24 protein-coding genes are annotated in these 26,963 nt (G+C 70.4%); 17 read left to right on the top strand and 7 right to left on the bottom strand.

Translation table 11 applies throughout. The features are described from left to right. Positions 1-474: 474 nt before the first annotated feature. Positions 475-1,299 (bottom strand): L,D-transpeptidase family protein, encoded by an 825-nt coding sequence (locus tag AC0699_RS34325; RefSeq protein WP_478668247.1) that lies wholly within the window; start codon positions 1,297-1,299, stop codon positions 475-477. A gap of 225 nt (positions 1,300-1,524) precedes the next feature. On the opposite strand from AC0699_RS34325, the gene AC0699_RS34320 reads away from it, so the two are divergent. After that, entirely contained in the window at positions 1,525-3,105 is a 1,581-nt protein-coding gene (locus tag AC0699_RS34320) for an acyl-CoA mutase large subunit family protein (protein ID WP_478668244.1), read from the top strand. A gap of 96 nt (positions 3,106-3,201) precedes the next feature. Then, positions 3,202-3,774, top strand: coding sequence for a Uma2 family endonuclease (locus AC0699_RS34315; protein ID WP_478668266.1), 573 nt, complete (start codon positions 3,202-3,204; stop codon positions 3,772-3,774). A gap of 161 nt (positions 3,775-3,935) precedes the next feature. Here the strand turns inward: AC0699_RS34315 and AC0699_RS34310 are convergent, their stop codons facing one another. Beyond that, positions 3,936-5,345 (bottom strand): FAD-dependent monooxygenase, encoded by a 1,410-nt coding sequence (locus AC0699_RS34310; RefSeq protein WP_478668242.1) that lies wholly within the window; start codon positions 5,343-5,345, stop codon positions 3,936-3,938. 37 nt (positions 5,346-5,382) lie between these two features. Here AC0699_RS34310 and AC0699_RS34305 point away from each other — a divergent pair, with 37 nt between their 5' ends. Beyond that, positions 5,383-6,021: a TetR/AcrR family transcriptional regulator C-terminal domain-containing protein gene (locus AC0699_RS34305; protein WP_478668239.1), complete on the top strand. Its 639-nt coding sequence runs from the start codon at positions 5,383-5,385 to the stop codon at positions 6,019-6,021. 100 nt (positions 6,022-6,121) lie between these two features. Here AC0699_RS34305 and AC0699_RS34300 read toward each other — a convergent pair whose 3' ends face one another. Further along, entirely contained in the window at positions 6,122-7,468 is a 1,347-nt protein-coding gene (locus tag AC0699_RS34300) for an alpha-2,8-polysialyltransferase family protein (protein ID WP_478668237.1), read from the bottom strand. Further along, complete coding sequence (locus AC0699_RS34295; RefSeq protein WP_478668234.1) at positions 7,468-8,466, bottom strand: glycosyltransferase family 2 protein; 999 nt, start codon at positions 8,464-8,466, stop codon at positions 7,468-7,470. Before AC0699_RS34295 ends, AC0699_RS34300 begins: the two co-directional genes overlap by 1 nt. Before the next feature lie 223 nt (positions 8,467-8,689). On the opposite strand from AC0699_RS34295, the gene AC0699_RS34290 reads away from it, so the two are divergent. The 13 genes from AC0699_RS34290 to AC0699_RS34230 all read left to right on the top strand — a co-directional run bounded on the left by AC0699_RS34290 (position 8,690) and on the right by AC0699_RS34230 (position 22,711). Beyond that, positions 8,690-9,991: a DUF6716 putative glycosyltransferase gene (locus tag AC0699_RS34290; protein WP_478668263.1), complete on the top strand. Its 1,302-nt coding sequence runs from the start codon at positions 8,690-8,692 to the stop codon at positions 9,989-9,991. A 32-nt stretch (positions 9,992-10,023) separates the two neighbouring features. Continuing rightward, positions 10,024-11,340 carry a cytidylyltransferase domain-containing protein gene (locus AC0699_RS34285; protein WP_478668231.1) on the top strand — a complete coding sequence of 439 codons (1,317 nt, stop codon included), beginning with the start codon at positions 10,024-10,026 and terminating at the stop codon, positions 11,338-11,340. 23 nt (positions 11,341-11,363) lie between these two features. Then, positions 11,364-12,290, top strand: a complete 927-nt coding sequence (locus AC0699_RS34280; RefSeq protein WP_478668229.1) for an N-acetylneuraminate synthase family protein — start codon at positions 11,364-11,366, stop codon at positions 12,288-12,290. Between the two features lie 5 nt (positions 12,291-12,295). Beyond that, positions 12,296-13,372: a hypothetical protein gene (locus tag AC0699_RS34275; RefSeq protein WP_478668227.1), complete on the top strand. Its 1,077-nt coding sequence runs from the start codon at positions 12,296-12,298 to the stop codon at positions 13,370-13,372. Between the two features lie 235 nt (positions 13,373-13,607). Then, positions 13,608-14,849, top strand: a complete 1,242-nt coding sequence (locus AC0699_RS34270; RefSeq protein WP_478668261.1) for an amidohydrolase — start codon at positions 13,608-13,610, stop codon at positions 14,847-14,849. A gap of 146 nt (positions 14,850-14,995) precedes the next feature. Further along, positions 14,996-16,042 carry a BMP family lipoprotein gene (locus AC0699_RS34265; protein WP_478668225.1) on the top strand — a complete coding sequence of 349 codons (1,047 nt, stop codon included), beginning with the start codon at positions 14,996-14,998 and terminating at the stop codon, positions 16,040-16,042. 173 nt (positions 16,043-16,215) lie between these two features. Beyond that, positions 16,216-17,841, top strand: coding sequence for an ABC transporter ATP-binding protein (locus tag AC0699_RS34260; protein ID WP_478668222.1), 1,626 nt, complete (start codon positions 16,216-16,218; stop codon positions 17,839-17,841). Beyond that, positions 17,838-18,947 carry an ABC transporter permease gene (locus AC0699_RS34255; RefSeq protein ID WP_478668220.1) on the top strand — a complete coding sequence of 370 codons (1,110 nt, stop codon included), beginning with the start codon at positions 17,838-17,840 and terminating at the stop codon, positions 18,945-18,947. The genes AC0699_RS34260 and AC0699_RS34255 overlap by 4 nt, the downstream gene beginning before the upstream one ends. Further along, on the top strand, positions 18,944-19,072 hold the full coding sequence (locus AC0699_RS34250; protein WP_478668218.1) for a hypothetical protein: 129 nt from the start codon (positions 18,944-18,946) through the stop codon (positions 19,070-19,072). Before AC0699_RS34255 ends, AC0699_RS34250 begins: the two co-directional genes overlap by 4 nt. Then, complete coding sequence (locus AC0699_RS34245; RefSeq protein ID WP_478668216.1) at positions 19,069-20,340, top strand: ABC transporter permease; 1,272 nt, start codon at positions 19,069-19,071, stop codon at positions 20,338-20,340. The genes AC0699_RS34250 and AC0699_RS34245 overlap by 4 nt, the downstream gene beginning before the upstream one ends. Then, on the top strand, positions 20,337-20,768 hold the full coding sequence (locus tag AC0699_RS34240; RefSeq protein WP_478668214.1) for a cytidine deaminase: 432 nt from the start codon (positions 20,337-20,339) through the stop codon (positions 20,766-20,768). The genes AC0699_RS34245 and AC0699_RS34240 overlap by 4 nt, the downstream gene beginning before the upstream one ends. Positions 20,769-20,839: 71 nt before the next feature. After that, positions 20,840-22,117, top strand: coding sequence for a thymidine phosphorylase (locus AC0699_RS34235; RefSeq protein ID WP_478668212.1), 1,278 nt, complete (start codon positions 20,840-20,842; stop codon positions 22,115-22,117). A 267-nt stretch (positions 22,118-22,384) separates the two neighbouring features. Beyond that, on the top strand, positions 22,385-22,711 hold the full coding sequence (locus AC0699_RS34230) for an STAS domain-containing protein (protein ID WP_478668210.1): 327 nt from the start codon (positions 22,385-22,387) through the stop codon (positions 22,709-22,711). Positions 22,712-22,729: 18 nt separating this feature from the next. Here the strand turns inward: AC0699_RS34230 and AC0699_RS34225 are convergent, their stop codons facing one another. From AC0699_RS34225 to AC0699_RS34215, 3 genes are all read right to left on the bottom strand, one after another. Further along, a complete protein-coding gene (locus tag AC0699_RS34225) occupies positions 22,730-23,713 on the bottom strand; it encodes a sigma-70 family RNA polymerase sigma factor (protein ID WP_478668207.1) in 984 nt (327 codons plus the stop codon). A gap of 67 nt (positions 23,714-23,780) precedes the next feature. Further along, positions 23,781-24,437 (bottom strand): L,D-transpeptidase family protein, encoded by a 657-nt coding sequence (locus AC0699_RS34220; RefSeq protein WP_478668259.1) that lies wholly within the window; start codon positions 24,435-24,437, stop codon positions 23,781-23,783. Positions 24,438-24,628: 191 nt separating this feature from the next. Continuing rightward, positions 24,629-25,909, bottom strand: a complete 1,281-nt coding sequence (locus tag AC0699_RS34215) for an MFS transporter (RefSeq protein ID WP_478668203.1) — start codon at positions 25,907-25,909, stop codon at positions 24,629-24,631. 62 nt (positions 25,910-25,971) lie between these two features. Here AC0699_RS34215 and AC0699_RS34210 point away from each other — a divergent pair, with 62 nt between their 5' ends. Next, entirely contained in the window at positions 25,972-26,925 is a 954-nt protein-coding gene (locus AC0699_RS34210) for a LysR family transcriptional regulator (protein ID WP_478668201.1), read from the top strand. Positions 26,926-26,963 lie beyond the last annotated feature (38 nt).

The raw sequence follows: 26,963 nt of genomic DNA, 5'->3' as shown, positions 1-26,963 counted from the left end.
GGGGGCACCTCCCAGCGGTAGCTGGGGGAGATCATCCTCGTACTGGACGTACGTGGATGACTCCGACAACGCAGCGTGGGGGCACCTCCCGTGCCTGGAGGGCTACGGGGGAGTGCGTGCCAGGCGTCGCGTGCCAGGCGGGATGTGTCAGACACGGCCCAGGCCCCGGGCCGCCCCGCTCTCGGGGTGCTGCCGCGCGCGGACGCGGCGACCTCGCTGCCGGGCCTCCGCCCGCCGCTCGCGCCCGCGCCCGCGCCCTCGGTCTCACCCACCTGACCTGCGGGTTTCTTCCTTCTAGAAAAATTTCCAGCCAGGGTGTGACGTTTTTCAGCTGAACGACGCAGTAGTAAGTGAGCCGACTGGTCATCGGCCGTGCCAGAGCCGGGGTTCCCCCCGTACCTACGGCTCGGCGCACACAGGCGCGGGCGGGGCACGTTCCCCCGGTCCCGCCCGCGCCTCCTCACTCGCCCTGGGTCACCAGTGGACGACGACCTTGTCGCCGACCTTCACCTGGTCGAAGACCGACGCGAGCTTGCTCTTGTCCCGGACGTTGACGCAGCCGTGCGAGGCGCCGTTGTAGCCGCGGGCTGCGAAGTCCGCGGAGTAGTGCACCGCCTGGCCGCCGCTGAAGAACATCGCGTACGGCATCGGCGTGTGATAGATCGTCGACTCCCACTGCTTGGCCTTCCAGCCCACGTTGAACGTTCCTTCACGGGTCGGCGTGTTCTCCGAGCCGAAACGCACGTCCATCGCCGCGACGACCCTGCCGTCGATCATCCAGGCGAGCGTCCTGCTCTCCTTGCTGATGCACAGCACCCGGCCCGTCATACAGCGCGCATCGGGCTTGTCCAGCGTGTTCGTCGTCGGCGGGTGCAGCTCGGCCGCGGTCGGCCGGCTGGTCATGGCGGTGAGCGCCTGCCAGGTGACCTCGTCGACCGAGCCGGTCCTGGGCAGCCCTCGCTTCGACTGGAAGCCGCTGACCGCCTTCGACGTCATCGAGCCGTAGAACGCGGTGGGGCTGCGGTGGAAGTAACCGATCTGCCGGAGCCGCGCCTGCAATTCGCGGACCTGCTCGTTCTCCGTCCCCTCCGTCATCAGCACCTTCGGCGGCTTCGAGGGGGTGGGCTTCGCCGTGGCCGGGGAGGCGCTCGGCTTGTCGTCCGTCACCGGGGTGGCCTCGGAGCCGGGGGCCCTGGAGGACGCGGAGGACGCACCCGAGGCGGCCGGTGACGCGGCTGCCCCGCTGCCCGTCGCGTGAGCGGTGCAGCCGGTGACCAGGGCCACGGCCACGGCGGCCATGAGCGATCTGTGCAAGACGGACGTACGGTGCATAGGTGCCCCCCGGGCGGTCGTGTGTGAATAGGGATGCTTCCCGGGAGCGCTTGGTTGCGAACGGTGGAGCATCCTGTGAGGAAGGTCCCAGCGAGCGGCTCTCCACCGGCCGCACGGCCGCCGATACAGTCCGTCGTGAGGCTCATTACTGGTAGGTAACTTCAGCAGTAGCTCCAGCGGGAGGCACAGCATATGGCGCGCGAGTCGGAGTCGGGACTGCCCATCGAGCCGGTTTACGGACCGGGCTCCCTGGAGGGGTGGGAACCGGCCGAGAAGCTGGGGGAGCCCGGCGCGTACCCCTTTACGCGCGGTGTCTACCCGTCCATGTACACGGGCCGTCCCTGGACCATGCGTCAGTACGCCGGCTTCGGTACCGCCGTCGAGTCCAACGCCCGCTACAAGCAGCTCATCGCCAACGGCACGATGGGCCTGTCCGTCGCCTTCGACCTGCCGACCCAGATGGGCCACGATTCGGACGCCCCGATCTCGCACGGCGAGGTCGGCAAGGTCGGTGTGGCCATCGACTCGATCGACGACATGCGCGTGCTGTTCGGCGGGATCCCGCTGGACAAGGTCTCCACGTCGATGACGATCAACGCCCCCGCCGCGCTGCTGCTGCTGCTCTACCAACTCGTCGGCGAGGAACAGGGCGTCCCGGCGGACAAGCTGACCGGTACCATCCAGAACGACGTGCTCAAGGAGTACATCGCCCGCGGCACCTACATCTTCCCGCCCAAGCCCTCGCTGCGGCTGATCGCCGACATCTTCAAGTACTGCAAGGCCGAGATCCCGAAGTGGAACACGATCTCGATCTCCGGCTACCACATGGCGGAGGCCGGGGCCTCGCCCGCGCAGGAGATCGCTTTCACCCTTGCGGACGGTATCGAGTACGTCCGAACAGCCGTAGCGGCGGGGATGGATGTGGACGACTTCGCGCCCCGGCTGTCCTTCTTCTTCGTCGCGCGTACGACGATCCTGGAGGAGGTCGCGAAGTTCCGTGCCGCGCGCCGGATCTGGGCGCGCGTGATGCGGGACGAGTTCGGCGCCAAGAACCCCAAGTCGCTGATGCTGCGCTTCCACACCCAGACTGCCGGCGTTCAGCTCACCGCCCAGCAGCCCGAGGTGAACCTGGTCCGCGTCGCCGTCCAGGGCCTCGCGGCCGTCCTCGGCGGCACCCAGTCGCTGCACACCAACTCGTTCGACGAGGCCATCGCGCTGCCGACCGACAAGTCCGCCCGCCTCGCCCTGCGCACCCAGCAGGTCCTCGCCTACGAGACCGACGTCACCGCGACCGTCGACCCGTTCGCCGGCTCGTACGTCGTCGAGAACATGACGGACGGCGTGGAGGCCGCGGCGCTGGAGCTGATGGCGAAGGTGGAGGAGCTGGGCGGCGCGGTCGACGCCATCGAGCGGGGCTTCCAGAAGGACGAGATCGAGCGCAACGCGTACCGCATCGCGCAGGAGACGGACAGCGGCGAGCGTGTCGTCGTCGGCGTGAACCGCTTCACCCTCGACGAGGAGGAGCCGTACGAGCCGCTGCGCGTCGACCCCGCGATCGAGGCGCAGCAGGCCGACCGGCTGACGAAGCTGCGTGCGGAGCGCGACGGGGCGGCCGTCGGAACGGCGCTCGCCGAGCTGAAGAAGGCCGCCGAGGGGACGGACAACGTGCTCTACCCGATGAAGGAGGCGCTGCGGGCGCGGGCCACCGTCGGCGAGGTGTGCAACGCGCTGCGCGAGGTGTGGGGGACGTACGAGCCGACCGGCGCGTTCTGAGGTGCGCGACCCGAACGAGTGATCCCGGGCGGAGTGGCTGAGGCCCGGGATACGCTCGTGAAGAGTACTTCCCAAAAGGAGGGTGCCGTGGCCGTGATGATGCACGAGACGTCGCTTGCCGAGATGGCCGACCGTGTCTCCGAGGGGCTGCCCGGGCACCGAGTGGAGATCCTCAAGGGGAGCATTGTCGTGACACCGCCGGCTGATGGAGCCCATGCCATGTCGCTGACCTGGCTCATCGAGGAGTTCTACCGGGCCGGTGCGCGAAAAGCCGGAGTGCGATACCTGCAGGGTGTCGGTCTGTGGCTGACCTCAGGGCCGGACGACTACGCCATCCCCGACTTCTCGGTCGTCGACGCTGATTTCCAAGACGCCCACGTCCAGAGGAACTGTTACGCCCCGAATGTCTTCCGTCTCGTGTTGGAGGTGACTTCCTCCAACTGGGCGATTGACCTGGGTACCAAGGTGGAGACGTACGCCGAGTCCGGCATTCCTGTGTACGTCGTCGTGGACCGCAAGCACGATCGGGTCCTGGTGTACACCGACCCCGACGGCGATGAGTACCGCGTCTGCGCGACGTACAAGCGCGGCATGTCCGTCCCGCTCCCCGAGTCGGTCGGCGTCGCCCTGAAACTGTCCGCCGATCGGCTGCTCGACGGCGACGACTAGGCCCTGTCCGGGCGATCTTCGAGGAACAGGCCGCGGCGTCAGATGCGGTGCATCGCAAGGCGGAGGATCGCCCTCGTACTGGACGTACTTGGGCGACTCCGACAACGCAGCGAGGTGCCGTAGCTGTCGTCGCGGCCCCGACAAGATCGCCCGGACAGGGCCTAGGGGCCCGTGACCTTCGCCAGCCAGTCGCCGAGCCCTGCCGCCTCCTCGCCCGCCCAGCCCACGTACCCGTCGGGGCGGATCAGGAAGAGGCCCTTGCCGTACGCCTCGTAGGCAGGCACATGCCGGACCCGGACCGTATCGGGCAGAACGGGCGGCAGCTCCGCGTCCGTACCCACCGCGAGCAGCGTGAAGTGCGGCCCGCGGAGGACGTCGAAGAGCCGGGAGCCGTCCGCGAGGAGGCCGTCCGGAGCGCGGTCGCCCGCCGTGAGCGCGCCCGCGGAGCCGCTGGCGAGCGGGCCGCCGCGGTAGCCGAGCCCGAGCTGACGGGTGGAGCTGCCGCGCTTCGCCTCGCCCCGGTGGATGCGCGTGGACAGGCCGAGCATGTCCGCCGCGAGGGGCCTGCGCTCCTCCTCGTAGGTGTCGAGCAGTGCGGTGGGTGCACCCTCGCGCAGCACCTGGCCGAGTTTCCAGCCCAGGTTGTAGGCATCCTGGACGCTGGTGTTGAGGCCCTGGCCGCCGGCCGGGGAGTGGATGTGGGCAGCGTCTCCGGCCAGGAAGATCCGGCCGTCGCGGAACCGCTCGGCGAGGGCCGCGCGCGGACGGAAGTCCGAGGCCCAGCGCACTTCGGTGACCTGGTCCGCCGTCAGATGGGTGCGCTCGGCGACCAGGGCGCGTACCGACTCCGCAGAGGTGTCCGGTGCGCCCGTGACGAACTGCGCGACGAGCTGGAAGTCCTCGGTGCCGGGCAGCGGGCAGATCGCCGTGTAGCCGCTCTCCCCGCCGAACATGTGCCAGTTGTCCCGGTCGAGATCCGGTATGCGGACGTCCGCCACCAGCACCGGCGAGGGGTCGACGCTCTCGCCGTCCATGCCGATGCCGAGGGCCGTGCGCACCGTGCTGCGACCGCCGTCCGCGGCCACGGCGTACCGCGCGTGGACGACCGTGCCGGACCGCAGCCGCGCCGTGACCCCGTCGACGTCCTGCGCGATCCCGGTGACCTCCTGACCGAAGGCCACATCGCCGCCGAGCTCGCGGAGCCGGGCGAGCAGGATCTCCTGGGTGCGCCACTGCGGCAGCAGCCAGGGCTCCCCGTACGGCTCGGCGTCCGTCGGCTCGGCCCGGTCGAACATGTCGTGCTCGTCGAGCCGCTCGCCGTCCTTCCAGAGCAGGCCCAGCGGCGCCCGTCCGCCAGCCGCGAGGACCGGGACGACCACGCCGAGATCGTCGAAGACCTCCATCGTGCGGGGCTGGAGCCCCTTGCCCCGTGAGCCGGGGAAGAGGCCGTCCGCCTTCTCGACGACGAGCGCGCCGACGCCGCGGCGGGCGAGGTCGACGGCGAGGGCGAGGCCCGTGGGGCCGGCGCCGACGATGAGGACGTCCGTTTCCTTAACGCTGTTAAGTTCCATGTCGAGAGAGTGCCCTTAACGGCGTTAAACTGTCAAGGTGGGACCAACGAAGATCGACCGCGCGAAGGTCGCGGACACGGCGCTCCGCCTGCTGAACGAGGTGGGCCTGGAAGGGCTGACACTGCGCGCCATCGCCAAGGAGCTGGACGTCAAGGCGCCCGCCCTGTACTGGCACTTCAAGGACAAACAGGCGCTGCTCGACGAGATGGCGACGGAGATGCTCCGGCGGATGTCCGCCGAGCCGGCCGAGTCGCTGTCGGGGGACTGGCGCGAGAGCCTCACCTCGGCGATGCGCGGATTGCGCGCGCATCTGCTGCGCTACCGCGACGGAGCGAAGGTCTACAGCGGCACGCACTTCACCGACACGAGTTACGCGGCGCCCATGGAGGCGCATCTGCGGGCCCTGACCGAGGCGGGCTTCACGCCGGCGGCCGCCGCGCGGGCGTGGTTCACCGCGTACAGCTACACGATCGGCCATGTGATCGAGGAGCAGGCGATGGGCCCGGGTCCGGTCAATGGGCCCGAGGGCTATGACCTGGAGGCCCGCGCCGAACGTCTCGCCGGCCATCCGCTCGCCGTGGACGCCGGTTTCGAGATCTTCGCCCACCACGACGAGGGCTTCGAGACGGGCCTGGCGGCGGTGGTGGCGGGGATCGGAGCGGTGTTTCTTCCGTAGGCCCTGTCCGGGGCTCGTCACGAGCCCCGCTGGGGTCCCCCACGCCCGCAGGGCGTCGGGGGGATTGCGGAGCGGGGTCCGGGGCGGAGCCCCGGTCGCCTCAGCCCAGTGCCGCGCGCTTCAGCCGCCGCACGCGCCGCGCGACCCGGCGGACCGTCGCGTTGCGGGGCACCGGGACGCCCCCCGGCAGGCCCAGCACCGTCAGACGGCGGCGCTTGAAGTAGCGCCAGGTGCCCGACGAGAGGTGGGCCGTCAGATACGTCTCCGCCGGCTTGCGGAGATCCGCGCGGATCTTCGGCTGCATCGCGAAGCCGACCGCCCGGACGAGCCCCTGGAGCTCGTCGTCCACGGCGCGCGGCGCCCCCGACGCCCCGGCTTCCAGATCCGGCACCAGCGCGTCGACGATCGTGAGCGGTACCCGGTTGCTGTTCTGGTACGGGGTGAGCCGGTCGAGCAGCGGCTCGGTGCCGATCCTCGCCACCGGGATGCCGTAGAACGTGCTCGCCGTCAGCAGCGCCGTCGAGAAACAGCCCACCACCAGCGCGGGCTTGACCTCCTGGTACAGCACCTCGGCCAGCAACGGCTGCTCCAGCACGGTCAGTTCCGCACCCAGCCGCGCCGCCTCCTGCTCCAGCGCCCGCGACCAGGCCGCCGGGGCCACCGGATGCGGCTTGAAGACGAGGCGCCGGTGGCCGAGCGCGACCGCGCCCCGCACCATCCGCAGGTGCAGCGTCTCCTCCTCCTCGGCGGTGAGGATGTCCAGCGCCGCGAGGTACTGCCCGAGCAGCAGGGCCGGAGGCGCGCCGTCGGCGGACCCGTCCGCGCCGCCGGGTCCGGGTACGGACAACTCTCCCGTGCCCTCGGCCAGTTCCTCGACGACCTTCGTGAACGCCTCCGCGGGCACCAGCCGCGGCTCCGCCCCGAACTCCGCCAGCAGCAGCGGCTCCAGTCCGGGCACCAGATCCAGATGCAGCATCCTGCGCACCCGCTCGCCGACCAGCGGGTCGATCTTGTTCCGCGTCGGGCCGTAGCTCATCAGCCCGTCCGCGTACACATCGAGCCGCGCGTCCGGGAACAGCTGGGCGACCGCCAGCGCCGGGCTGACCTGGATGGACTCCACCGCCAGCTCGATCCGGTCGTCGCCGAGACCCCACAGCGTCCGCAGATGGCGCTCCAGCATCGGGACGTCGTCCGGCCGCGGTGTCCAGCCGCTCGGGTGGAGCGGGTCGATCGCCTCGTTCCAGGACAGCACGCCGTCGAACCGCCCGCGAAGCTGCTCGAAGCCCGGCATCTCGTCGAGCGCGGGCGTCGTCTCCGGTACCCCCGCGTTGTTGCTGACCAGCAGCAGCCGCCGGTCCGCCGGCTCGAAGCAGCCGCTGTCGAGCGCCGCGGCCAGCGTGGTCGCGCCGTACAGGGTGGAAGCGAAGAAGATCTGAGTCGTACGCATCAGGCCGCCGCCCCCGTCGCGTCGGAGCCGGCCGGTGCCACCATGGTCCGGCGGCGCAGCCTGCGCAGCCGGGACGCCCGCTCGGCGTCCATCGAGCCGAGCGCGTCCTTCAGAATGTCCTGCGGCATCCGCCGCAGCGCCGCCGCACTCAGCGAACGCAATTTCCGGGCCACGGCGGGTTCGTACCTCTCAGCTGATCCCAAGTGATGGGAAATAAGGGCACAGTATGTTCGGACGGCTTTTGGCAACAGCCGGTCGGAATCCGGGTCCTTTGCCGTTTCTTCGATCACCTGGTCGAAAGCCCTGATGAAATCGAGCTGCCGGATGTCGCCGATCTGTGTCAGCGAAGCGGCGACACCGCGCCGGTAGAAGATCCCGAGCAGGCTCACCGCGGCGAAGGACTCCGCACCGCGGTGCAGCCGCCAGATCCACGGCCGGTCCTCGGCCGTCCGCAGCCCGTCCGTGAAGTGCAGCAGGCCCTGGTCGAGCAGCTTGCGCCGGTAGATGCCGGCCCAGGCCATCGGGTAGTCGACAGAGGTGGTGCGGTCGGCCGGCAGGATCGCGTCTCGCGGCCGCAGCACCTCGCCCCGGCGGCCCACCGGCACCCGGAAGACCTTGCGGTCGCGGGCCGTGCACTGGACATGGTCGGTGCGGACGAAGTCGCAGCCCAGGTCCTCGATGGCGGAGAGCAGCCGCTCGTAGTGGCCGGGCGCCAGCCAGTCGTCGCCGTCGAGGAAGGTGAGGTACTCGCCGCGGGCCGCGTCCAGCCCGGTGTTCCGGGCGGTGGCCAGCCCGCCGTTCTGTTCGTGTCTGATCAGCACCGCGCCCGGAAGCTCGCGTTCCGCACGTTCCAGGATCCCCGGCGTCCCGTCCGTCGAGCAGTCGTCGACGAGCAGGAATTCGAAGTCCTCACGGGCGTTCGCGCGCAGACTCCTGAGAGTGTCGGGTGCATATGACTGCACGTTGTAGAACGGCACGATGACGGAGAGCTTGACCACCCGTCGGACACTAAGCGCGAGCCCGGCATTCATTCTGGCCGCGGGAGGGACAGCGGGTGAACAGGGTGCGGCGGATTTGTTAACCGGTCCGATCCATAGGCTTTATCTCGATTCGTCGACCCGCTGTTAACCATTTGTTGCAGTCCAGTTGGGCCGCCAAACCGAATGCCTTTCTAACGTCCTCGGCGTGCCATCAAGTACCAGCCAGTCGCTGCGCGTCGCCGTGCTCGCCGACTCCGACACCCGGTGGAAATGGGGTGCGCTCACCGCGCGCCGGATAGCCGCGGAGGAAGCACCGGACGGCCCGGCCGAACACGCCGTGCTGACGGGCTTCCTGCTGCGGGGCCGGGCGACGCCCACCGCGCGCCAGCTCGCCGAGGTCGGGGCCGCAGCCGACTCGTTGCGCGAAGTCACCGGCGCCGAGTTCCTGCGCGCGATACGCGACGAGGGGTACGACATCGTCGTCCTCGCCCTCGTCGGCGGCGCGGTGCAGGCGATGCTGCACGGACTGGCCGCTCTGCGGCTGCCGCGCAGGCCCGTGCTGGTCACCGGCTATGTCGGCGTCGTCTACGAGAAGCTCGCCGACGGACTGCTGCTGCGCCACGGCGCGGACATCGTCCTCGCCAACTCCCGCCACGACGCGGACCGTTTCCGCGCGGTGTACGAGGGTGTGGGCGCCGACGCCTCCTCGGTCACCGAGGCGGCACTGCCCTTCCTCGGCGGCGCACCGTACGAGCGGCAGGAGGGGCGGGACACGGTCGTCTTCGCCGTCCAGCCGTCCGTACCGGAGAGCCGCGCCGACCGCACGTATCTGCTGCGGCGGCTCGTCGAGCACGCCCGGCTCCACCCCTCCCGCGAGGTCCTGCTCAAGCTGCGCTCCAAGCCCGGCGAGCACACCACGCACCTGGAGGAACTGCCCTACCAGAAGCTCGCCGACAAGCTCCCCGGCGGACTCCCGCCCAACTTCAGCCTCGTGTACGGGCACATGGGAGAGGTCCTCGACCGCACCGACCTGCTGGTCACCGTCTCCTCCACGGCGGCGCTCGAGTCCCTCCACCGGCGCATCCCCACCGCGGTCCTCACCGACCTCGGGGTGCGCGAAGCGCTCGGCAACCACCACTTCCTCGGCTCCGGACTGCTCACCTCCTGGGACCACCTCGACGGCGGCCACCGGCCGCAGCCGGACGAGAACTGGCTGGCCCGGCAGGGCGTCGCCGCGGACGGGGCGTACGAGACGGCCTTCGACGAGGCACGCAAGCGGGTCGCGGAGCTGCTGCGGCAGCCGGAGCTCCCGCCCCCCAGCCCCTACTACACCCCCGCCACCGCGCCCGGCTATCTGCCGGGCATCCTCGCCCGCCACCACCTCGCCGCGGACGGCACCCCGCTGCCCGGCGCGGCCCCGGCGAAGGAACTCACCGGCGTGCGCCGCATGGTGCGCGACGCGGTGCGGGGGGCGGCGCGCGGCGCGTACCGCCACGGCGTGCAGCGCGTCGCCCCTGTCATCCGCCGCATGGGCGAACTGTGAACCCCCTGAAGGCACCGAAGGAGCCCCACCCCATGACCACCGTCCTCGCCGTGATCCCCGCCAGGGGCGGCTCCAAGGGCGTGCCCGGCAAGAACCTCGCCGCGGTCGGCGGTGTCCCGCTCGTCGCCCGCGCCGTCCGGGCCTGCACGGGCGCCCGTCTGGTCACCCACGTGGTGGTCTCCACCGACGACGCGGCGATCGCGGACGCGGCCCGCGCTGCGGGAGCCGCCGTCGGCGCAGCCGGCAGAGTGCAGTGTGTGCAGCGGCCGGCGGCCATCGCCGGCGACACCGCGACCAGCGAGTCCGCCGTGCTCCACGCGATGGACGCCCACGAGGCGATCCACGGCCGCCCGGTCGACGTGGTCCTCCTCGTCCAGTGCACGAGCCCCTTCATCACCAGCGACGACATCGACGGGGTCGCCTCCGCGGTCGTGGAGGACGGCGCGGACACGGCGGTGACCGTCGCCGCCTTCCACGCCTTCGTCTGGCGCCGCACCCCCGCTGCGCTGCCCGTCGGGGTCCCGGCCCAGCCGCATCCGGCGGAGCAGGCCGCCGCGGCCCCCGTCGAGGACAGCCAGGGCGTCAACCACGACAAGTCGTACCGCCCCCGCCGCCAGGACCGGCCCGAGGACTTCGTGGAGACCGGGGCCGCGTACGCGATGGAGGCCGGCGGCTTCCGTACGCACGGACACCGCTTCTTCGGGCGGACCGCGCTCGTCGAGACCGACCCCGCACGGGTCCTGGAGATCGACGATCCGCACGATCTCGCCCGGGCCCGCGCGCTCGCACCGCTGCTCGACCCTTTCCGGCCGGTCGGGCCGGCAGGACCGGCCGGACAGGGTCGAGACGACGCGCCCGTACCCACCAGGGAAGACGTCGACGCCGTCGTCCTCGACTTCGACGGCACCCAGACCGACGACCGCGTCCTCATCGACGCGGACGGCCGCGAACTCGTCGCCGTCCACCGCGGCGACGGACTCGGCATCGCGGCGCTGCGCCGCTCCGGGCTGAAGCTGCTGATCCTCTCCACCGAACAGAACCCCGTCGTCGCGGCACGCGCGCGCAAGCTGAACATCCCCGTGCTGCACGGCATCGACCGCAAGGACCTCGCCCTCAAGCAGTGGTGCGAGGAGCACGCGGTCGCGCCCGAGCGGGTCCTCTACGCCGGCAACGACGTCAACGACCTGCCCTGCTTCGGGCTCGTCGGCTGGCCCGTCGCCGTCGCGAGCGCGCACGACTCGGTGCGCGCCGCCGCCCGCGCCGTCACCGCCACACCCGGTGGCGCCGGCGCGATCCGGGAGATCGCCACCTGGCTTCTCGGTCCCACCCTCACCACCCCCGCCCTGTAAGCCGAACCCGTAAGGAACCCCACATGAACTCCCGTCTGCGCACCCTCGGCAGCAAGACCGCGGGCCCCGGCCACCCCGTCTACGTCACCGGCGAGATCGGCATCAACCACAACGGCGACCTGAACAACGCGTTCGCGCTGATCGACGCCGCCGCCGACGCCGGCTGTGACGCGGTCAAGTTCCAGAAGCGCACCCCGGAGATCTGCACCCCGCGCGACCAGTGGGACATCGAGCGTGACACGCCCTGGGGCCGGATGACGTACATCGACTACCGCCACCGCGTGGAGTTCGGCGAGGAGGAGTACCTCCGGATCGACGAGCACTGCAAGAAGCGGGGCATCGACTGGTTCGCCTCCCCGTGGGACACCGAGGCCGTCGCCTTCCTGGAGAAGTTCGACGTCCCGGCCCACAAGGTCGCCTCCGCCTCCCTCACGGACGACGAGCTGCTGCGCGCCCTGCGCGCCACCGGCAAGACGGTCATCCTCTCCACCGGTATGTCGACGCCGAAGCAGATCCGGCACGCCGTCGAGGTGCTCGGCAGCGACAACATCCTGCTCTGCCACGCCACGTCCACGTACCCGGCCAAGGCCGAGGAGCTCAACCTCCGCGTCATCAACACCCTGCAGGCCGAGTACCCGAACGTCCCGATCGGCTACTCCGGCCACGAGACCGGCCTGCAGACCACCCTCGCCGCCGTCGCCCTCGGCGCCGCGTTCGTCGAGCGCCACATTACCCTCGACCGCGCGATGTGGGGCTCCGACCAGGCCGCCTCCGTCGAGCCGGGCGGTCTGCAGCGCCTCGTCCGCGACATCCGCACCATCGAGACCGCCCTCGGTGACGGCGTCAAGAAGGTGTACGACTCCGAGCTCGCCCCGATGAAGAAGCTCCGCCGCGTCGCGGGCGTCGTCGCCGAGGCCGGGGCCGAGCAGACCGAGCCGGTCGCGGTCTGACGACCATGGATCTCGCCTTCGTCGAGAGCCCGGTCCAGCTGCTGAACGTCCTGGAGTGGGCCCACACCCCCGCGCTGTCCGGTGTCCCGGCGCAGCCGGGACCGGCGTCCACCCGCACCCGGTCGGGGCGTCCCGCCGACCTGACGGTCGTCGTCCTGTCGCCCACCGACCCCATGTCGCGGGGCCAGCTTCGCCGGATGGCCGAGCTGGCCCGCGACGAAGGGTTCGCGGTGCGCTGGCAGGAGGCCCGTGGCGGTGCGGACGCGGTCGTGCGGACGGTGCGTGATCTGGGCCCGGCGCTGCGCCGGGCCGAGCGGATCGTCATAGGCGACCCGTTCTCCCGTTACGTACAGCTCCTGCTGACCCTGGTGCGCACCCGGCAGCTGACGGTGGTCGACGACGGCACCGCGACCATGGAGTTCGTCGCGCAGCTCGGGCGTGGCGAACGGCTGGTGCGCTGGCACCGGCGTGGCCGCCGCGGCCCGCGTGAGCTCGTGCTCGCGCCGGTCTCGGCGGCCGCCCGGCGCCGGCTCACGCCGTCGCGCTCCCGTGAGGTCGAGGTCTTCACCGCGATGCCCGTGGACGCGCCGGAGGGCATCACGGTCACCGCCAACCAGTTCCGCTGGACCCGTTCCCGGTTCGGCCCGCCCCGTATCACCCGGGGCGCCGACCTCGTCGGCACCTCGCTGGTGGAGACGGGTGTGGTCGACCCGGAGCAGTACGTCGAGGCCGTCGGCTCGCTCGCCAGGACGCACGGCGCCACCCGCTACTTCGCCCACCGGCGCGAGACCCCGGACAAGCTCCACCGGCTGGCCGCCGAGACCGGCCTGGAGATCGTCCGTCCCGATCTGCCCCTGGAGCTGATCGCCCGGCGCGGCCCGATCGGGCGTACCGTGCTGAGTTTTCCTTCGACCGTCGTACACACCCTGCCGCTCGCCCTCGCCGGGACCGGTGTGACGGTCGCGGTCTGCGACATCGCTCCGGAGTGGCTCAAGGACACCGCGTCGCCGCGCGCACAGGGGTTCCTCGCGGGGGTCACCGGCACCGCCAGGGACGTCCACCGGCTGCCGGCTCCCGCCTGACAGGCCGCCCTCCGGGCCTGTTCGGTGGGCCTTGCGGGGCCCTCGTCCGGCCGTCTGAGCGCGACAGGACGCCCAGCTGTCCATATCGTGGTCAGGAAGAGGGTGAGCTTACCCACACCGACGGACAGCCATGCGTCGTCAGACGCGTTTTCTATCCCCTATCGGGCTGAACTTTTGTTGATCTCGAGTTAGTTGGGCCTTAAAGGGGCCTACTCTTCAACGGGTGAACCAGTTGATGTCCCGCGAGCCCGACGCCGGCGTACCCGGCGAAGCTGTGGTGCCTGGCGACTACGCGCTGCCCGGCACGTTGCCCGACGCCCTGCGTGCCGAACTCATCGCCTTCCGCCGGGACTTGCACATGCACCCGGAGCTCGGAAACCAGGAGTTCCGCACCACCGCCGCGCTCAACGCGCGGCTGGAGGCCGCCGGGCTGCACCCGCAGGTGCTCTCGACCGGGACCGGGCTCATCTGTGACATCGGCACCCCGGACCGGGGCCGGCCCATGCTCGCGATCCGCGCCGACATCGACGCCCTGCCCATTCCGGACACGAAGACGGGCGTGCCGTACCGCTCGACCGTGCCCGACCGGGCCCACGCCTGCGGTCATGACGTGCACACGACGACGGTGCTCGGTGCCGGACTGGTCCTGGCGGACCTCGACCGGCAGGGGCTGCTGCCCCATGCCGTCCGGCTGATCTTCCAGCCCGCCGAGGAGGTCCTGCCCGGCGGCGCGGCCGACGCCATCGAGTCCGGCGCGCTGGACGGCGTGGGCCGGATCATCGCCGTGCACTGCGACCCCCGTGTGGACGCGGGCCGGATCGGGCTGCGCCCCGGCCCCATTACCTCCGCCTGTGACCGGCTGGAGATCACCCTCGACGGCCCCGGCGGTCACACCGCCCGTCCGCATCTGACCACCGATCTCGTCACGGCCGCCGCCAAGATCGTCACCGAGGTCCCGGCGCTGCTGTCCCGCCGTGTCGACACCCGCTCCGGCCTGGCCCTGACCTGGGGGCGTATCGAGTCGGGCCACGCCTGCAACGTCATCCCGCAGCACGCCGAGCTCTCCGGCACCGTCCGCTGCCTCGACCTGCCCGCCTGGCGCGACGCCCCGGACCTCGTGCACGCCGCGATCGACGAGATCGCCACGCTGCACCGGGCCAAGTCCCAGATCAACTACATCCGTGGGGTCCCGCCGGTGGTCAACGACCTCGTGATCACCGAGCTGCTGCGGGACGCCCAGTCCGCACGCCGCGGACTGCATGCGATCGAGGACACCGAGCAGAGCCTCGGCGGCGAGGACTTCTCCTGGTACCTGGAGCACGTCCCGGGTGCCATGGCGCGTCTCGGGGTACGTCCCCCGGGGTCGGGCGCGAAGCTCGATCTGCACCGCGGGGACTTCGATGTGGACGAGGAGGCCATCAAGGTTGGCGTCGAGTTGTTCACCGCGGCGGCCCTGCTGGACGGCCACCGTTCGTAACCGGACAGTTCATCTTAGGTTCGTCCTTCGCGACGATCCGATAACGGCTGTCGAACACGTCTTTACCTGACATCTACGCGCGTTACGATCGCCGCTAAACCAGCGCCGGAAGTGGCGCTTTCGGTCAGGTTTAAAGGAGCCCCTCCGTGCGCCGGATCACCAGGATCGCCACCGTGGGCATCGCGTCCGCGGCTCTCGCACTGTCCGCCACCGCGTGTGGCGGCAAGAAGTCGTCCGAGGCTGGCTCGGACAGCGGCACCAAGGCCGCCCTCGCCTATGACATCGGTGGTCGCGGCGACCAGTCGTTCAACGACGCCGCCTACGCCGGCCTGGCGAAGGCCAAGAAGGACCTCGATGTCAACGGCACCGAGGCCGAGCCCAGCGAGGGCGAGGGCGACCCGGACAAGGTCCAGCGCCTCACCTCGCTCGCCCGCGCCGGCAACAACCCGGTGATCGGTGTCGGCTTCGCCTACGCCCCGGCCATCGCCGAGGTCGCGCCGAAGTTCCCGAACACCACCTTCGGCCTCATCGACGACACCTCCAAGACCGGCAAGAACATCGCCAACCTCGTCTTCAACGAGGAGCAGGGCTCCTACCTGGCCGGTGTCGCCGCTGCCAAGGTGACGAAGTCCAAGACCGTCGGCTTCATCGGCGGTGTCGAGACGCCGCTGATCAAGAAGTTCGAGGCGGGCTTCGTCCAGGGCGTCAAGGACACCAACAAGAACGTCAACGTCAAGGTCCAGTACCTGACCCAGCCGCCGGACTTCGGTGGCTTCTCCAAGCCCGACCTGGGCAAGGCCGCCGCGCAGGGTCAGATCGACGCGGGCGCCGACGTGATCTACGCCGCCGCCGGTCTCGCCGGCTCGGGCTCGATCGAGGCCGCCGCCAAGGCCAAGAAGTGGGCCATCGGCGTCGACTCGGACCAGTACAACCAGAAGGGCCTCACGGCCTACAAGGAGTCCATCCTCACCTCGGTGACCAAGGACGTCACGGGCGCGGTCTACAACCTGATCAAGTCGGTCAAGGACGGCAAGCCGCAGTCCGGCGAGATCCGCTACGGTTTGGACAAGGATGGCGTGGGCCTGGCCACGTCCAACCCGGCCTTCACCAAGATGACCGATGTCGTCGCGGCGGTCGAGAAGGCCAAGGCCGACATCATCGCCGGTAAGATCAAGGTCAAGCTCGCTCCGTAGCCGAGCGGCGGAACCGACGGTCCACGGGGCCGGAGGAGCGGTGCGCAACCGCCCTCCGGACCCCGGACCGGGTTCTGGCCATCGGTTTTCGTTCTTCGACATCGCTACGCGCGTAGAACCCCCTCCGGCGCGATAACTTCGCCCCACCCCCCTGCCCGCGACAGCCCGCCCTCATGTCTGTCTTCTCGCTCCTTTCCCGCCAAGGAGAGTGCGTCATCAACGCGTCCAGTCCGTCATCGCCGCCGGCTGCTGCCGTAGAACTGCGCGGCATCACCAAGCGCTTCCCCGGCGTCGTCGCCAACCACGACATCGACATCACCATCCGCAAGGGCACGGTCCATGCCCTCGTCGGTGAGAACGGGGCAGGCAAGTCGACCCTGATGAAGATCCTCTACGGCATGCAGAAGCCGGACGAGGGCACCATCACCATCGATGGCAACCAGGTCAGCTTCCACAGCCCGGCAGACGCCATCGCGACCGGCATCGGCATGGTCCACCAGCACTTCATGCTGGCCGACAACCTCACCGTGCTGGAGAACGTCGTGCTCGGCGGCGAGAAGCTGTACGGCATCGGCGCCAAGGCCAGGAACAAGATCAAGGAGATCTCGGACGCGTACGGGCTGAACGTCCGCCCGGACGCCCTGGTCGAGCAGCTCGGCGTCGCCGACCGCCAGCGCGTGGAGATCCTCAAGGTCCTCTACCGAGGCGCCCGCACGCTGATCCTCGACGAGCCGACCGCCGTGCTGGTCCCGCAGGAGGTCGACGCGCTCTTCGACAACCTGCGCGAGCTCAAGGCCGAGGGCCTCACCGTCATCTTCATCTCCCACAAGCTGGGCGAAGTGCTGTCGGTGGCCGACGACATCACGGTCATCCGGCGCGGTACGACGGTGGGCACCGCCGACCCGCGCACCACCACGCCGAAGCAGCTCGCCGAGCTGATGGTCGGCAGCGAGCTGCCCTCGCCGGAGACCCGCGAGTCGACGGTCACCGACGTGCCGATGCTCGACGTGGACAAGCTGCGGCTGACCGCGACCGACCCCGACGGCGTCGTCCGAGAGGTCCTCGACGGCATCACCTTCACCATCCACAAGGGTGAGGTCATGGGCATCGCGGGCGTCGAGGGCAACGGCCAGACCGAGCTCATCGAGGCCCTGATGGGCATGCGCGACCCGGACGGCGGTGTGATCACCCTCGACGGCACCGACATCTCGCACGCGCCGACCCGCAAGCGTCGCGAGGACGGCATCGGCTACATCCCCGAGGACCGCCACCGGCACGGTCTGCTCCTGGAGTCCCCGCTCTGGGAGAACCGCATCCTCGGCCATGTCACCGAGCGGCCCAACAGCAGGCGCGGCCTGCTCGACCTCAAGGCCGCCCGCAAGGACACCGAGCGCATCGTCCGCGAGTACGACGTGCGCACCCCCGGCATCGAGGTCACCGCGGCCTCCCTCTCCGGCGGCAACCAGCAGAAGCTGATCGTCGGCCGCGAGATGAGCCACGCACCCAAGCTGCTCATCGCCGCCCACCCCACCCGCGGTGTGGACGTCGGCGCGCAGTCGCAGATCTGGGACCAGATCCGCGAGGCGCGCCGGGAGGGCCTGGCGGTGCTGCTGATCTCTGCCGACCTGGACGAGCTCATCGGGCTCTCCGACACCCTGCGGGTCATGTACCGCGGCCGGCTGGTCGCGGACGCCGACCCCGCCACGATCACCCCGGAGGAGCTGGGCTCGGCCATGACCGGCGCCGCCACCGGCCACCTTGAGCACAACGAGCACCCTGAGAACGGTGAGGGCCGATGAAGAAGTTCGACAAGGACCGGCTGCTCCTGGGCATCGCCGGCCCGGCGCTCGCCCTGATCGTCGCCTTCCTGCTCACCTCGGTGGTGCTGGTTCTCTCGGGCCTCAGCCCGTTCGAGCCGTACACGCTGATGGTCGAGCAGGTCGAGTTCACCGACGTCCAGGTGCTCATCATCAACCAGACCGGCATCTACTACCTCGCCGCGCTCGCCGTTGCCATCGGCTTCCGGATGAACCTGTTCAACATCGGCGTCGACGGCCAGTACCGCCTCGCGGTCATGCTCTCGGCCGTCGTCGGTGCCGCGGTCGAGCTTCCCGGTCCGCTGCACATCCTGCTGATCGTGTTCGTGGCCATGGCCGTGGGCGCGATCTGGGCCGGTATCGCGGGCATCCTGAAGACGACCCGCGGGGTGAGCGAGGTCGTCTCCACGATCATGCTGAACGCGATCGCGACCAGCCTCATCGCGTGGATGATCCTGCCTGCCAACTTCGGTGTGCAGCCGAAGGGCTCCAACGACCTGACCACCGGTGTGATCGCCGAGTCCGGCTGGTTCCCCGGTCTGGAGCTCGAAGGCGGCAGCATCTACGGCTTCACCTTCGTCGCCTTCGGGCTCGGCATCGTCTACTGGTTCGTGCTCAACCGCACCCGCTTCGGCTTCGACCTGCGGGCCACCGGCGCCAGCCAGTCCGCCGCCCAGGCGAGCGGTGTCAGTGCCAAGAAGATGGTCATGACCGCCATGCTGATCTCCGGCGCGGTCGCCGGTCTCTCGGGCATGCCGATGCTGCTGGGCCAGACCCACACCTACAGCCTGAGTTTCCCTGTCGGTGTCGGCTTCACGGCCATCACCATCGCCCTGCTGGGCCGTAACAGCCCCGTCGGCATCTTCTTCGCCGCCCTGCTCATCTCCTTCCTGGAGAAGACCGCCGAAGGCCTCGGCATCGCGGGGTACCCGAAGGAGATCGCCATCATCATGCAGGGCCTGATCGTGATCGCTGTTGTCGTGTCGTACGAACTCGTCCGCCAGTACGGACTCCGCCGCCAGCAGCAGAAGGTCGGCGAGGAGCTTGCCGCCCAGGCCCGCAAGAACAAGGAAGGGGTCGTCCTGTGAGCGACGCACGCAAGGCCGCCGGGCCGCAGACGACCATGAACGCCGCGCCTCTGCGCCGCGCGGGCGGAGATGGGGGCACCACCCAGGCGACAGCTCTGGGGGAGAACGAGATGAGGGCGGCATGAGCGAGTCCACGAGCACTGTTTCGGCCGCGGCGACCGCGCCGAAGAAGGGCGGCGGACGCCGCAAGCTGTCACTGCCCATGATCATGCTGATGATCGCCGGCGGCCTCGCGCTGTTCTCGCTGGTGCGCGTGATCAGCGGCGCCAACGACCTCACCTCCGTCGGGCAGGTCTCCGGCGCCCTCCAGCTGGCCGTGCCGATCGGCCTCGCCGGTCTCGGCGGTCTGTGGGCCGAGCGGGCCGGTGTGGTCAACATCGGTCTCGAGGGCATGATGATCCTGGGTACCTGGTTCGGTGCCTGGGCGGGCTACCAGTGGGGCCCGTGGACCGGTGTCCTGCTGGGCATCGTCGGCGGCGCCATCGGCGGCCTGCTGCACGCGATCATGACGGTGACGTTCAACGTCAACCACATCGTCTCCGGTGTGGCCGTCAACATCCTCGCCGTCGGCGTCACCCGCTATCTGTCGGACTTCACCTTCGCCGAGGCCGAGGGCGGCTCCTCCAAGCAGTCCCCGCGCATCGACCAGATCACCGACATCACCATCCCGGGTCTGTCGGACGGGCTCGCCGACCTGCAGGCCAAGCACTGGTTCTTCGTCTCCGACCTCGCGGGCGTGCTCGGCGGCCTCGTCACCAACCTGTCCGTGCTGACCGTCGTCGCGATCCTGCTCGTCCCCGCGACCTGGTGGATCCTGTGGCGCACGGCCTTCGGTCTGCGGCTGCGGTCCTGCGGTGAGAACCCCGTCGCCGCCGAGTCGCTCGGCGTCAACGTCTACAAGTACAAGTACATCGCGGTGATCGTCTCCGGTGCGATGGCCGGTCTCGGCGGTGCCTTCCTGGCCATCGTCTCCACGGGCATCTACCAGGAGGGCCAGACCGGCGGCCGCGGCTACATCGGTCTCGCCGCGATGATCTTCGGTAACTGGATGCCCGGCGGACTGGCGCTCGGCGCCGGACTCTTCGGCTTCACCGACAGCCTCAAGCTGCGCGGCGGCGCCGAGAACGTCCACGCCATGCTCCTGCTGCTGGCGATCCTGCTGGTGCTCGCCTTCGCCTGGCAGCTGTACAAGAAGAAGCACTGGCAGGCCGGTATCTGCCTGGGCGTGTCCGCCCTGCTGTTCGCCTGGTACTCGCTGACCACCACGCTGCCGAGCCAGTTCGTGGACGCCGCGCCGTACGTCACGACGCTGCTGGTCCTCGCCCTGTCGGCACAACGGCTGCGGATGCCCAAGGCGGACGGCCTGCCGTACAAGAAGGGCCAGGGCAAGTGACCTCCGGCTCCGGCGAACCGGCCGCCGACACCGCCGTCTGGGAGGCCCTGCGGGCCGTGGCGCGGGACGCGATGTCCCACGCGTACGCCCCGTACTCGGGTTACCCGGTCGGCGCGGCGGCCCTCGTCGACGACGGCCGCACGGTCAGCGGCTGCAACGTCGAGAACGCCTCGTACGGGCTGTCGCTGTGCGCCGAGTGCGGGCTGGTCTCGCAGCTGCAGGCCGGCGGCGGCGGCCGGCTCACGCACTTCACGTGCGTGGACGGAAACGGCGACGTCCTGATGCCGTGCGGACGCTGCCGTCAGCTGCTCTACGAGTTCGGCGGGCCCGGCCTGCTGCTGGAGACGCCGGCGGGGATCCTGCTGCTCTCCGACATGCTTCCCCAGGCCTTCGGCCCGGAGAAGCTCGGCCCGGAGAAGCTCGGCTAGACCCGCGGCCCCTCCGCTCCCCGGCGGAGGGGCCGCCCCATTTTTCGTACCTGGAAGGAACCCGGAAAGACATGGACGCCATCTCCGTCATCCGCACCAAGCGGGACCGTGGCCAGCTCAGCGACGAGCAGATCGACTGGGTCATCGACGCGTACACCCGTGGCGAGGTCGCCGACGAGCAGATGTCGGCGCTGGCGATGGCGATCCTGATCAATGGCATGAACCGTGCGGAGATCGCCCGCTGGACCGCCGCGATGATCGCCTCCGGTGAGCGGATGGACTTCTCCTCGCTGTCCCGCCCGACCGCCGACAAGCACTCCACCGGTGGCGTCGGCGACAAGATCACGCTGCCGCTGGCGCCCCTCGTGGCCGCCTGTGGCGCGGCCGTGCCGCAGCTGAGCGGCCGGGGTCTCGGCCACACCGGCGGCACGCTGGACAAGCTGGAGTCCATCCCCGGCTGGCGTGCGCTGCTGTCCAACGCGGAGATGCTGAACGTCCTCGACACGACCGGCGCGGTCATTTGCGCGGCCGGCGACGGGCTGGCCCCGGCCGACAAGAAGCTCTACGCCCTCCGGGACGTCACCGGCACGGTCGAGGCGATCCCGCTGATCGCTTCCTCGATCATGTCGAAGAAGATCGCCGAGGGTACGGGCTCGCTGGTGCTGGACGTGAAGGTCGGCTCCGGCGCCTTCATGAAGAACATCGAGGACGCCCGCGAACTCGCCTCCACCATGGTGGGTCTCGGCACCGACCACGGGGTGAAGACCGTAGCCCTGCTCACCGACATGTCCACCCCGCTCGGCCTCACCGCGGGCAACGCCCTGGAAGTCCGTGAGTCCGTCGAGGTCCTGGCGGGCGGCGGCCCCCAGGACGTCATCGACCTCACCGTGGCGCTGGCCCAGGAGATGCTCGTCGCGGCGGGCATCAAGGACGCCGACCCCGCGAAGGCGCTCGCCGACGGCTCCGCCATGGACGTCTGGCGCCGCATGATCGCCGCGCAGGGCGGAGACCCGGACGCCACGCTCCCCGTCGCCCGCGAGCAGCATGTGATCACCGCCCCGTCCACGGGCGTGCTCACCCGCCTCGACGCCTATGACGTCGGTGTCGCCGCCTGGCGCCTCGGCGCGGGCCGCGCCCGCAAGGAGGACCCGGTCCAGGCGGGTGCCGGCATCGAGATCCACGCCAAGCCCGGCGAGCCGGTGACCGCGGGCCAGCGCCTGCTGACCCTGCACACGGACACCCCGGAGAAGTTCGAGTACGCCATCAAGTCCCTTGAGGGGGCGTACGACATCGCCGAGACGGGGACGGCGTTCACCTCGAACCCGATCGTCCTGGACCGCATCGCCTGAACTCTTCCATGTCCCCCCTTCCCGCGCAGTCGGACACCTTGAGAAAGGGCCATGACCGGCGGTCGGTGCGGGGGACATGGGCAGCGGGGGCGGGCTCGTGCTGCGGGGGCGGGCTCGTGCTGCGGGGGCGGCTTCGTGCCGCGGCGCGCACAAGGCCGGACAGCCGGAGATCTGTCAGCCCTTGCCGGACGCACTGGGCGCGGCACCGGGAGCTGCCGGGCGGGGCCGACGCCGATGAGTTCTCGGGACACTCACGGTCTCTTCCATGTGGACAGCTTGCGGAAGCCGATCGTTCTCGAACTCATCGGCCGGGTCACCCCGGCCGATGTGCCGCTGCTGTGCGCCCAGTTGCAGTCGCGGATCACCGGTGCCGATGCCTGTGGCGAGGTGATCTGCGACGCCGGTGGGCTCACGGCCGCCGACCTCAACGCCGTCAACGCCGTCGCCCGGCTGCGTCTGACCGCCCGGCGCCTCGGCCGGCACGTACGGCTGAGAAACGCCGGGCCGGAGCTGCTCGCGCTGCTCGACCTCGTAGGTCTGGACGGGGACGACGACCTGGACGACCGGCCGTCGGTGCTCAGCCGGCCACCCTGACCGGGCGGACGGCCCGGCTCATGCCTTCTCCAGCCGCTCCGGCAGCTCGAAGAGCGGGAACCAGCGCTTGGTGTCCAGGAAGAAGTCCATCCCGCTGATCCGGCCGTCCGAGATCTCCAGGACGATGAGCGCCCACGGCTCGAATCCCTCGCCGCTCTGGCTCGGGTGGTACTGCGCGAACGCCGGTGAGCCGTTCGCCACGGTCGGGACCAGCTTCGAGCCGCGGCAGACCTCGCCGACGCCGAGCATCCAGCCCACGATGTCGTCGTGGCCGCGCAGCCACAGGTCGTACGGCGGCATGGACATCGTCGCGTCCTCGCGGAGCAGCGCGGTGAGCGCCTTCATGTCGTACTCCTCGAAGGCGGCGACATAGCGCTCCAGCAGCTTCTGCTGCTCCTCGTCGAGGGGGTTCGCAGGGTCCGATGCCGCGGGTCCGGACTCGGCGAGGGCGGCGCGGGCGCGCTGCAGCGCACTGTTGACCGAGGCGACCGACGTGCCCAGCAGCTCCGCGACCTCCGCGGCCTTCCACGCCAGCACCTCGCGCAGGATCAGCACGGCGCGCTGCTTGGGCGGCAGATGCTGCAGCGCGGCGACGAACGCCAGCCGGATCGACTCCCGCTCGACCGTCGTATCCGCCGGGTCGGCCACCGACGGCAGCACCCGCCCGTCCGGCACCGGCTCCAGCCAGGTGATCTCCGGACGGGCGTTGAGCTGGGCCTGGGCGACCGGGGTGGCGGCGGTCAGATCCATCGGGCGGGCCCGGCGATTGCCCGCGTTCAGCATGTCCAGGCAGACGTTCGTCGCGATGCGGTACAGCCACGAGCGCAGCGAAGATCTCCCCTCGAACTTCTCGATGCTCCGCCAGGCCCGCACCATCGTGTCCTGGACGGCGTCCTCCGCCTCGAAGGCCGAGCCCAGCATGCGGTAGCAGTAGCCGGTGAGCTCCCTGCGGAAGCCCTCCAGCCGGGATTCGAGGTCCTGCGTCGAAGCCAGATCACTCATCGGGTCCACCCCTGTCGCCCATCCGCACCAGCTCTTCGGACGCTACAGGAGGGGACTGACAACAGGGTCAGGTTCCGGGCTTGCGCCCGTAGACGAAGACGTCCTCCCCGTTCCTGAGCAGGTTCCAGTAGGCCTTCGCGTCCGCCGGACGCATATTGACGCAGCCCCCGGAGCCCGGCGGGTTGTACATCGACTTGGTGACCGAGTGGAAGGCGATCCCGCCGTCGAAGAACTGCGAGTACGGCATCCACACCCGGTAGATCGTCGACCAGTGGTTGACGCTGCGGTAGTAGATCTTCTTCGAGCCGGTACGGGTCTCCGCGCCGTCCCGCCCGGTCCGTACCGGCACCGGTCCGTACTTCAGCCGCGCGCCGTCCTGGATCCAGCTGAGCTGCCTGGTCAGGTCGACACACGCGATACGGCCCCGGTTGACCGGGCACGTACCCGCCCGGTTCGGGTTGGTGCCCGCCGCGCGCTGGGCCAGGATCGTGCTCATCGTGCGCCAGGTGACCGGCCCGGCGTAGCCGATCGTCGGGGTGATCCCGTGCCAGCGCTGGAACGTCTGGATCGCCTTGCAGTCGGCGGGCGACTGCCGCCCGTCGACCGGGCGGCCCAGGAACTTCTCGACCTGCTTCTGGTACGGCCCCGTCGCCGTCGTGCAGGACGCCGCCTGTGCGGGGGCGGCGCCGAGTGCGAGGGTCAGGGGCACCACCAGACCGGTGATGCCGAGGGCTGCGCCGCCCCGTCTCCGTACGTTCCTTGCGTGTGTTGCACGATCCACGGTCACCAACTCCCCAGTACGCGCAGTGCGGTTGCTCTGCACTTTGGACGCGTACGGGGGAGTGGCGGTTGTAGGCGGGAGGGCACGGATTTGAGCAGTTTCGCGAAGAGATCGCCACAACCGCCCCAGGAGCCTCAGTGGCGTGCGGCCGCCGCGGTGAGCACCGGCCGGCGCTCCTGCGCACGGGCCGAGTACGACCCGTACAGGGTGATCGACACGACCCCGAGCACCGCCAGCAGCCCCAGCAGGACCGTGCCCGCCCAGCCGCCGGAGTGGAAGGCGATCGCGCCGAGCGTGCCGCCCGCGCTGCTGCCCAGGTAGTACGCCGACTGGTACAGCGCAGAGGCCTGCGCCCGGCCGGTCCTCGCCGTGCGGCTCACCGAGGAGGAGGCGACCGCGTGGCCGGCGAAGAAGCCCGCCGTGATCAGCACCAGGCCGAACAGGACCGAGGCCAGCGAGTCCGCGAGGGAGAACAGCAGGCCCGCCGTCGTCGTCCCGACCGCGAGATACAGCGCGCCGCGCCGCCCGAGGCGGCCGACCAGCTTCCCGGCCGCCGCGGACGAGACCGTGCCGACCAGGTAGACGAGGAAGATCGAGCCGACCACGCCCTGTGGGAGGCTGAAGGGTGCCTCCACCAGCCGGTACCCGATCACCGTGTAGACCGCGCCGAACACGGTCATGAAGAGCGCGCCGATCCCGTACAGCCGCATCAGCAGCGGGTCGGAGAGGTGACCGCGGACGGCCTTCGCCAGCTCGCGCGGGGCCGGCGAACCCGGAACGAAGTGACGTGCCTTCGGCACCAGCACCCGGAAGGCGACCCCGCACACGACGGCCATCAGGCCGACCGCGGCGAGCGCCGCCCGCCAGCCCCACAGCTGGGCGACCCAGCCGGTCACGATCCGGCCGCTCATGCCGCCGATGCTGTTGCCCGCCACGAACAGCCCGATCGCGGCGATCAGCGCCTTCGGCCGTACCTCCTCCGCGAGGAACGCCATCGCGCTGGCCGGGATCCCGGCCAGGGCGGCGCCCTGCACCGCGCGCAGCGCGACCAGCCACTCCAGGTTCGGCGCGACCGGCACCAGCAGTCCGACCACGGCCGCGACCGTCAGCGACACCGTCATCAGGCGTACCCGTCCGAACCGCTCGGACAGTGCGCTCAGCGGGAGCACGCACAGGGCCAGGGCGGCGGTCGCCGCGGAGACCGTCCAGCTGGCCGCGCTCGCGGTCGCGCCGAACTCGGCGGAGACGGCGGGCAGCAGGGCCTGGGTCGAGTAGAGGAGAGCGAAGGTCGCGACGCCCGCGGCGAAGAGCGCGAAGCTCATGCGGCGGTAACCGGGGAGGCCGGGGGCGAGCTGACGGGACGACGAGGTGAGGGCACCCACGGTGGTGGGCGCCCCGGTACTGGCGGAAGGCATACCTCGAAGGTAGGCACCCCTTCCTGATGCGTCCAATGCATGGAACGGCTTTAATCGTTCCCATGGCGCATGACTACAGCTCACAGGCTCGCGTGTCACTGAACAGTTACGAAGAAGACATGCCTCTGCTGCTTGCGCCGCGTCTCGCGTACTTTGCGGGCGTCGCCCGCCACGAGCATGTGACCCGGGCCGCGCAGGAGCTCGCCGTCCCCCAGTCGACGCTCTCGCGCGCGATGGTCCGCCTCGAACAGGACCTGGGCGTGGCACTGTTCACCCGCAAGGGCCGCACGGTGTCGCTGACGGCGGCGGGCCGTACGTTCCTCACCTCCGTCGAGCGGGCCCTCGCCGAGGTCGAACGGGCCGCGGAGTCGGTACGGGCCGACGCCGACCCGTCCGCGGGCAAGGTCGCCTTCGGCTTTCTGCACACGATGGGCTCCGAGACCGTGCCCGAGCTCATCCGCGCCTTCCGCGTCGACCATCCCCGGGTCCGCTTCACACTCGTCCAGAACTACGGCGAGGCGATGATCGAGCGACTCCGCGCCGGCGAACTCGACCTGTGTCTCACCTCGCCGGTCCCCGACGCCCCCGACCTGGTCGCCCGCCGCCTCGACGAACAGCGCCTGCGACTCGTGGTCCCCGACGACCACCGCCTCGCCACGCGCAAGCGCGTCCGTCTCGCCGAGGCCGCCGACGAGACCTTCGTGACCCTCGAACCCGGCTACGGTCTGCGCCGCATCACCGACGCCCTGTGCGCCGAGGCCGGCTTCTCGCCGCGCGTCGCCTTCGAGGGCGAGGAGGCCGAGACGCTGCGCGGTCTGGTGGCCGCGGGCCTCGGCGTGGCGCTGCTGCCGCCGCCCGCGGTGCCCCGTCCGGGGGTGGTGGAGCTGACGGTCACGGCGCCGAGGGCGGTGCGGGAGATCGGCGTCGCGTGGCTCGACGGACATCCGGACACGGCGCCGGTGGCGCAGTTCAAGAAGTTCCTGCTGTCGCGGCGGGGCAATCTGCTGCCGGACTGAGCGACGCTCCGGCGGTGCGGGGTCACCCGTACCGGGGA

Source organism: Streptomyces sp. NPDC043870, assembly GCF_056435785.1.
The sequence above is the reverse complement of the archived record's forward strand: the minus strand, read 5'-3'. Positions and strand labels throughout refer to the sequence as shown.

What these genes read in the sequence shown, in the direction of transcription:
- AC0699_RS34280 (WP_478668229.1), top strand. Translation starts at nt 11,364, where the DNA reads ATGAACTCCCGTCTGCGCACCCTCGGCAGCAAGACCGCGGGCCCCGGC.
- AC0699_RS34325 (WP_478668247.1), bottom strand. Translation starts at nt 1,299, where the DNA reads ATGGCCGCCGTGGCCGTGGCCCTGGTCACCGGCTGCACCGCTCACGCG.
- AC0699_RS34320 (WP_478668244.1), top strand. Translation starts at nt 1,525, where the DNA reads ATGGCGCGCGAGTCGGAGTCGGGACTGCCCATCGAGCCGGTTTACGGA.
- AC0699_RS34255 (WP_478668220.1), top strand. Translation starts at nt 17,838, where the DNA reads ATGAAGAAGTTCGACAAGGACCGGCTGCTCCTGGGCATCGCCGGCCCG.
- AC0699_RS34315 (WP_478668266.1), top strand. Translation starts at nt 3,202, where the DNA reads ATGATGCACGAGACGTCGCTTGCCGAGATGGCCGACCGTGTCTCCGAG.
- AC0699_RS34275 (WP_478668227.1), top strand. Translation starts at nt 12,296, where the DNA reads ATGGATCTCGCCTTCGTCGAGAGCCCGGTCCAGCTGCTGAACGTCCTG.
- AC0699_RS34225 (WP_478668207.1), bottom strand. Translation starts at nt 23,713, where the DNA reads ATGAGTGATCTGGCTTCGACGCAGGACCTCGAATCCCGGCTGGAGGGC.
- AC0699_RS34215 (WP_478668203.1), bottom strand. Translation starts at nt 25,909, where the DNA reads ATGCCTTCCGCCAGTACCGGGGCGCCCACCACCGTGGGTGCCCTCACC.
- AC0699_RS34285 (WP_478668231.1), top strand. Translation starts at nt 10,024, where the DNA reads ATGACCACCGTCCTCGCCGTGATCCCCGCCAGGGGCGGCTCCAAGGGC.
- AC0699_RS34270 (WP_478668261.1), top strand. Translation starts at nt 13,608, where the DNA reads ATGTCCCGCGAGCCCGACGCCGGCGTACCCGGCGAAGCTGTGGTGCCT.
- AC0699_RS34300 (WP_478668237.1), bottom strand. Translation starts at nt 7,468, where the DNA reads ATGCGTACGACTCAGATCTTCTTCGCTTCCACCCTGTACGGCGCGACC.
- AC0699_RS34245 (WP_478668216.1), top strand. Translation starts at nt 19,069, where the DNA reads ATGAGCGAGTCCACGAGCACTGTTTCGGCCGCGGCGACCGCGCCGAAG.
- AC0699_RS34235 (WP_478668212.1), top strand. Translation starts at nt 20,840, where the DNA reads ATGGACGCCATCTCCGTCATCCGCACCAAGCGGGACCGTGGCCAGCTC.
- AC0699_RS34210 (WP_478668201.1), top strand. Translation starts at nt 25,972, where the DNA reads ATGGCGCATGACTACAGCTCACAGGCTCGCGTGTCACTGAACAGTTAC.
- AC0699_RS34310 (WP_478668242.1), bottom strand. Translation starts at nt 5,345, where the DNA reads ATGGAACTTAACAGCGTTAAGGAAACGGACGTCCTCATCGTCGGCGCC.
- AC0699_RS34260 (WP_478668222.1), top strand. Translation starts at nt 16,216, where the DNA reads ATGTCTGTCTTCTCGCTCCTTTCCCGCCAAGGAGAGTGCGTCATCAAC.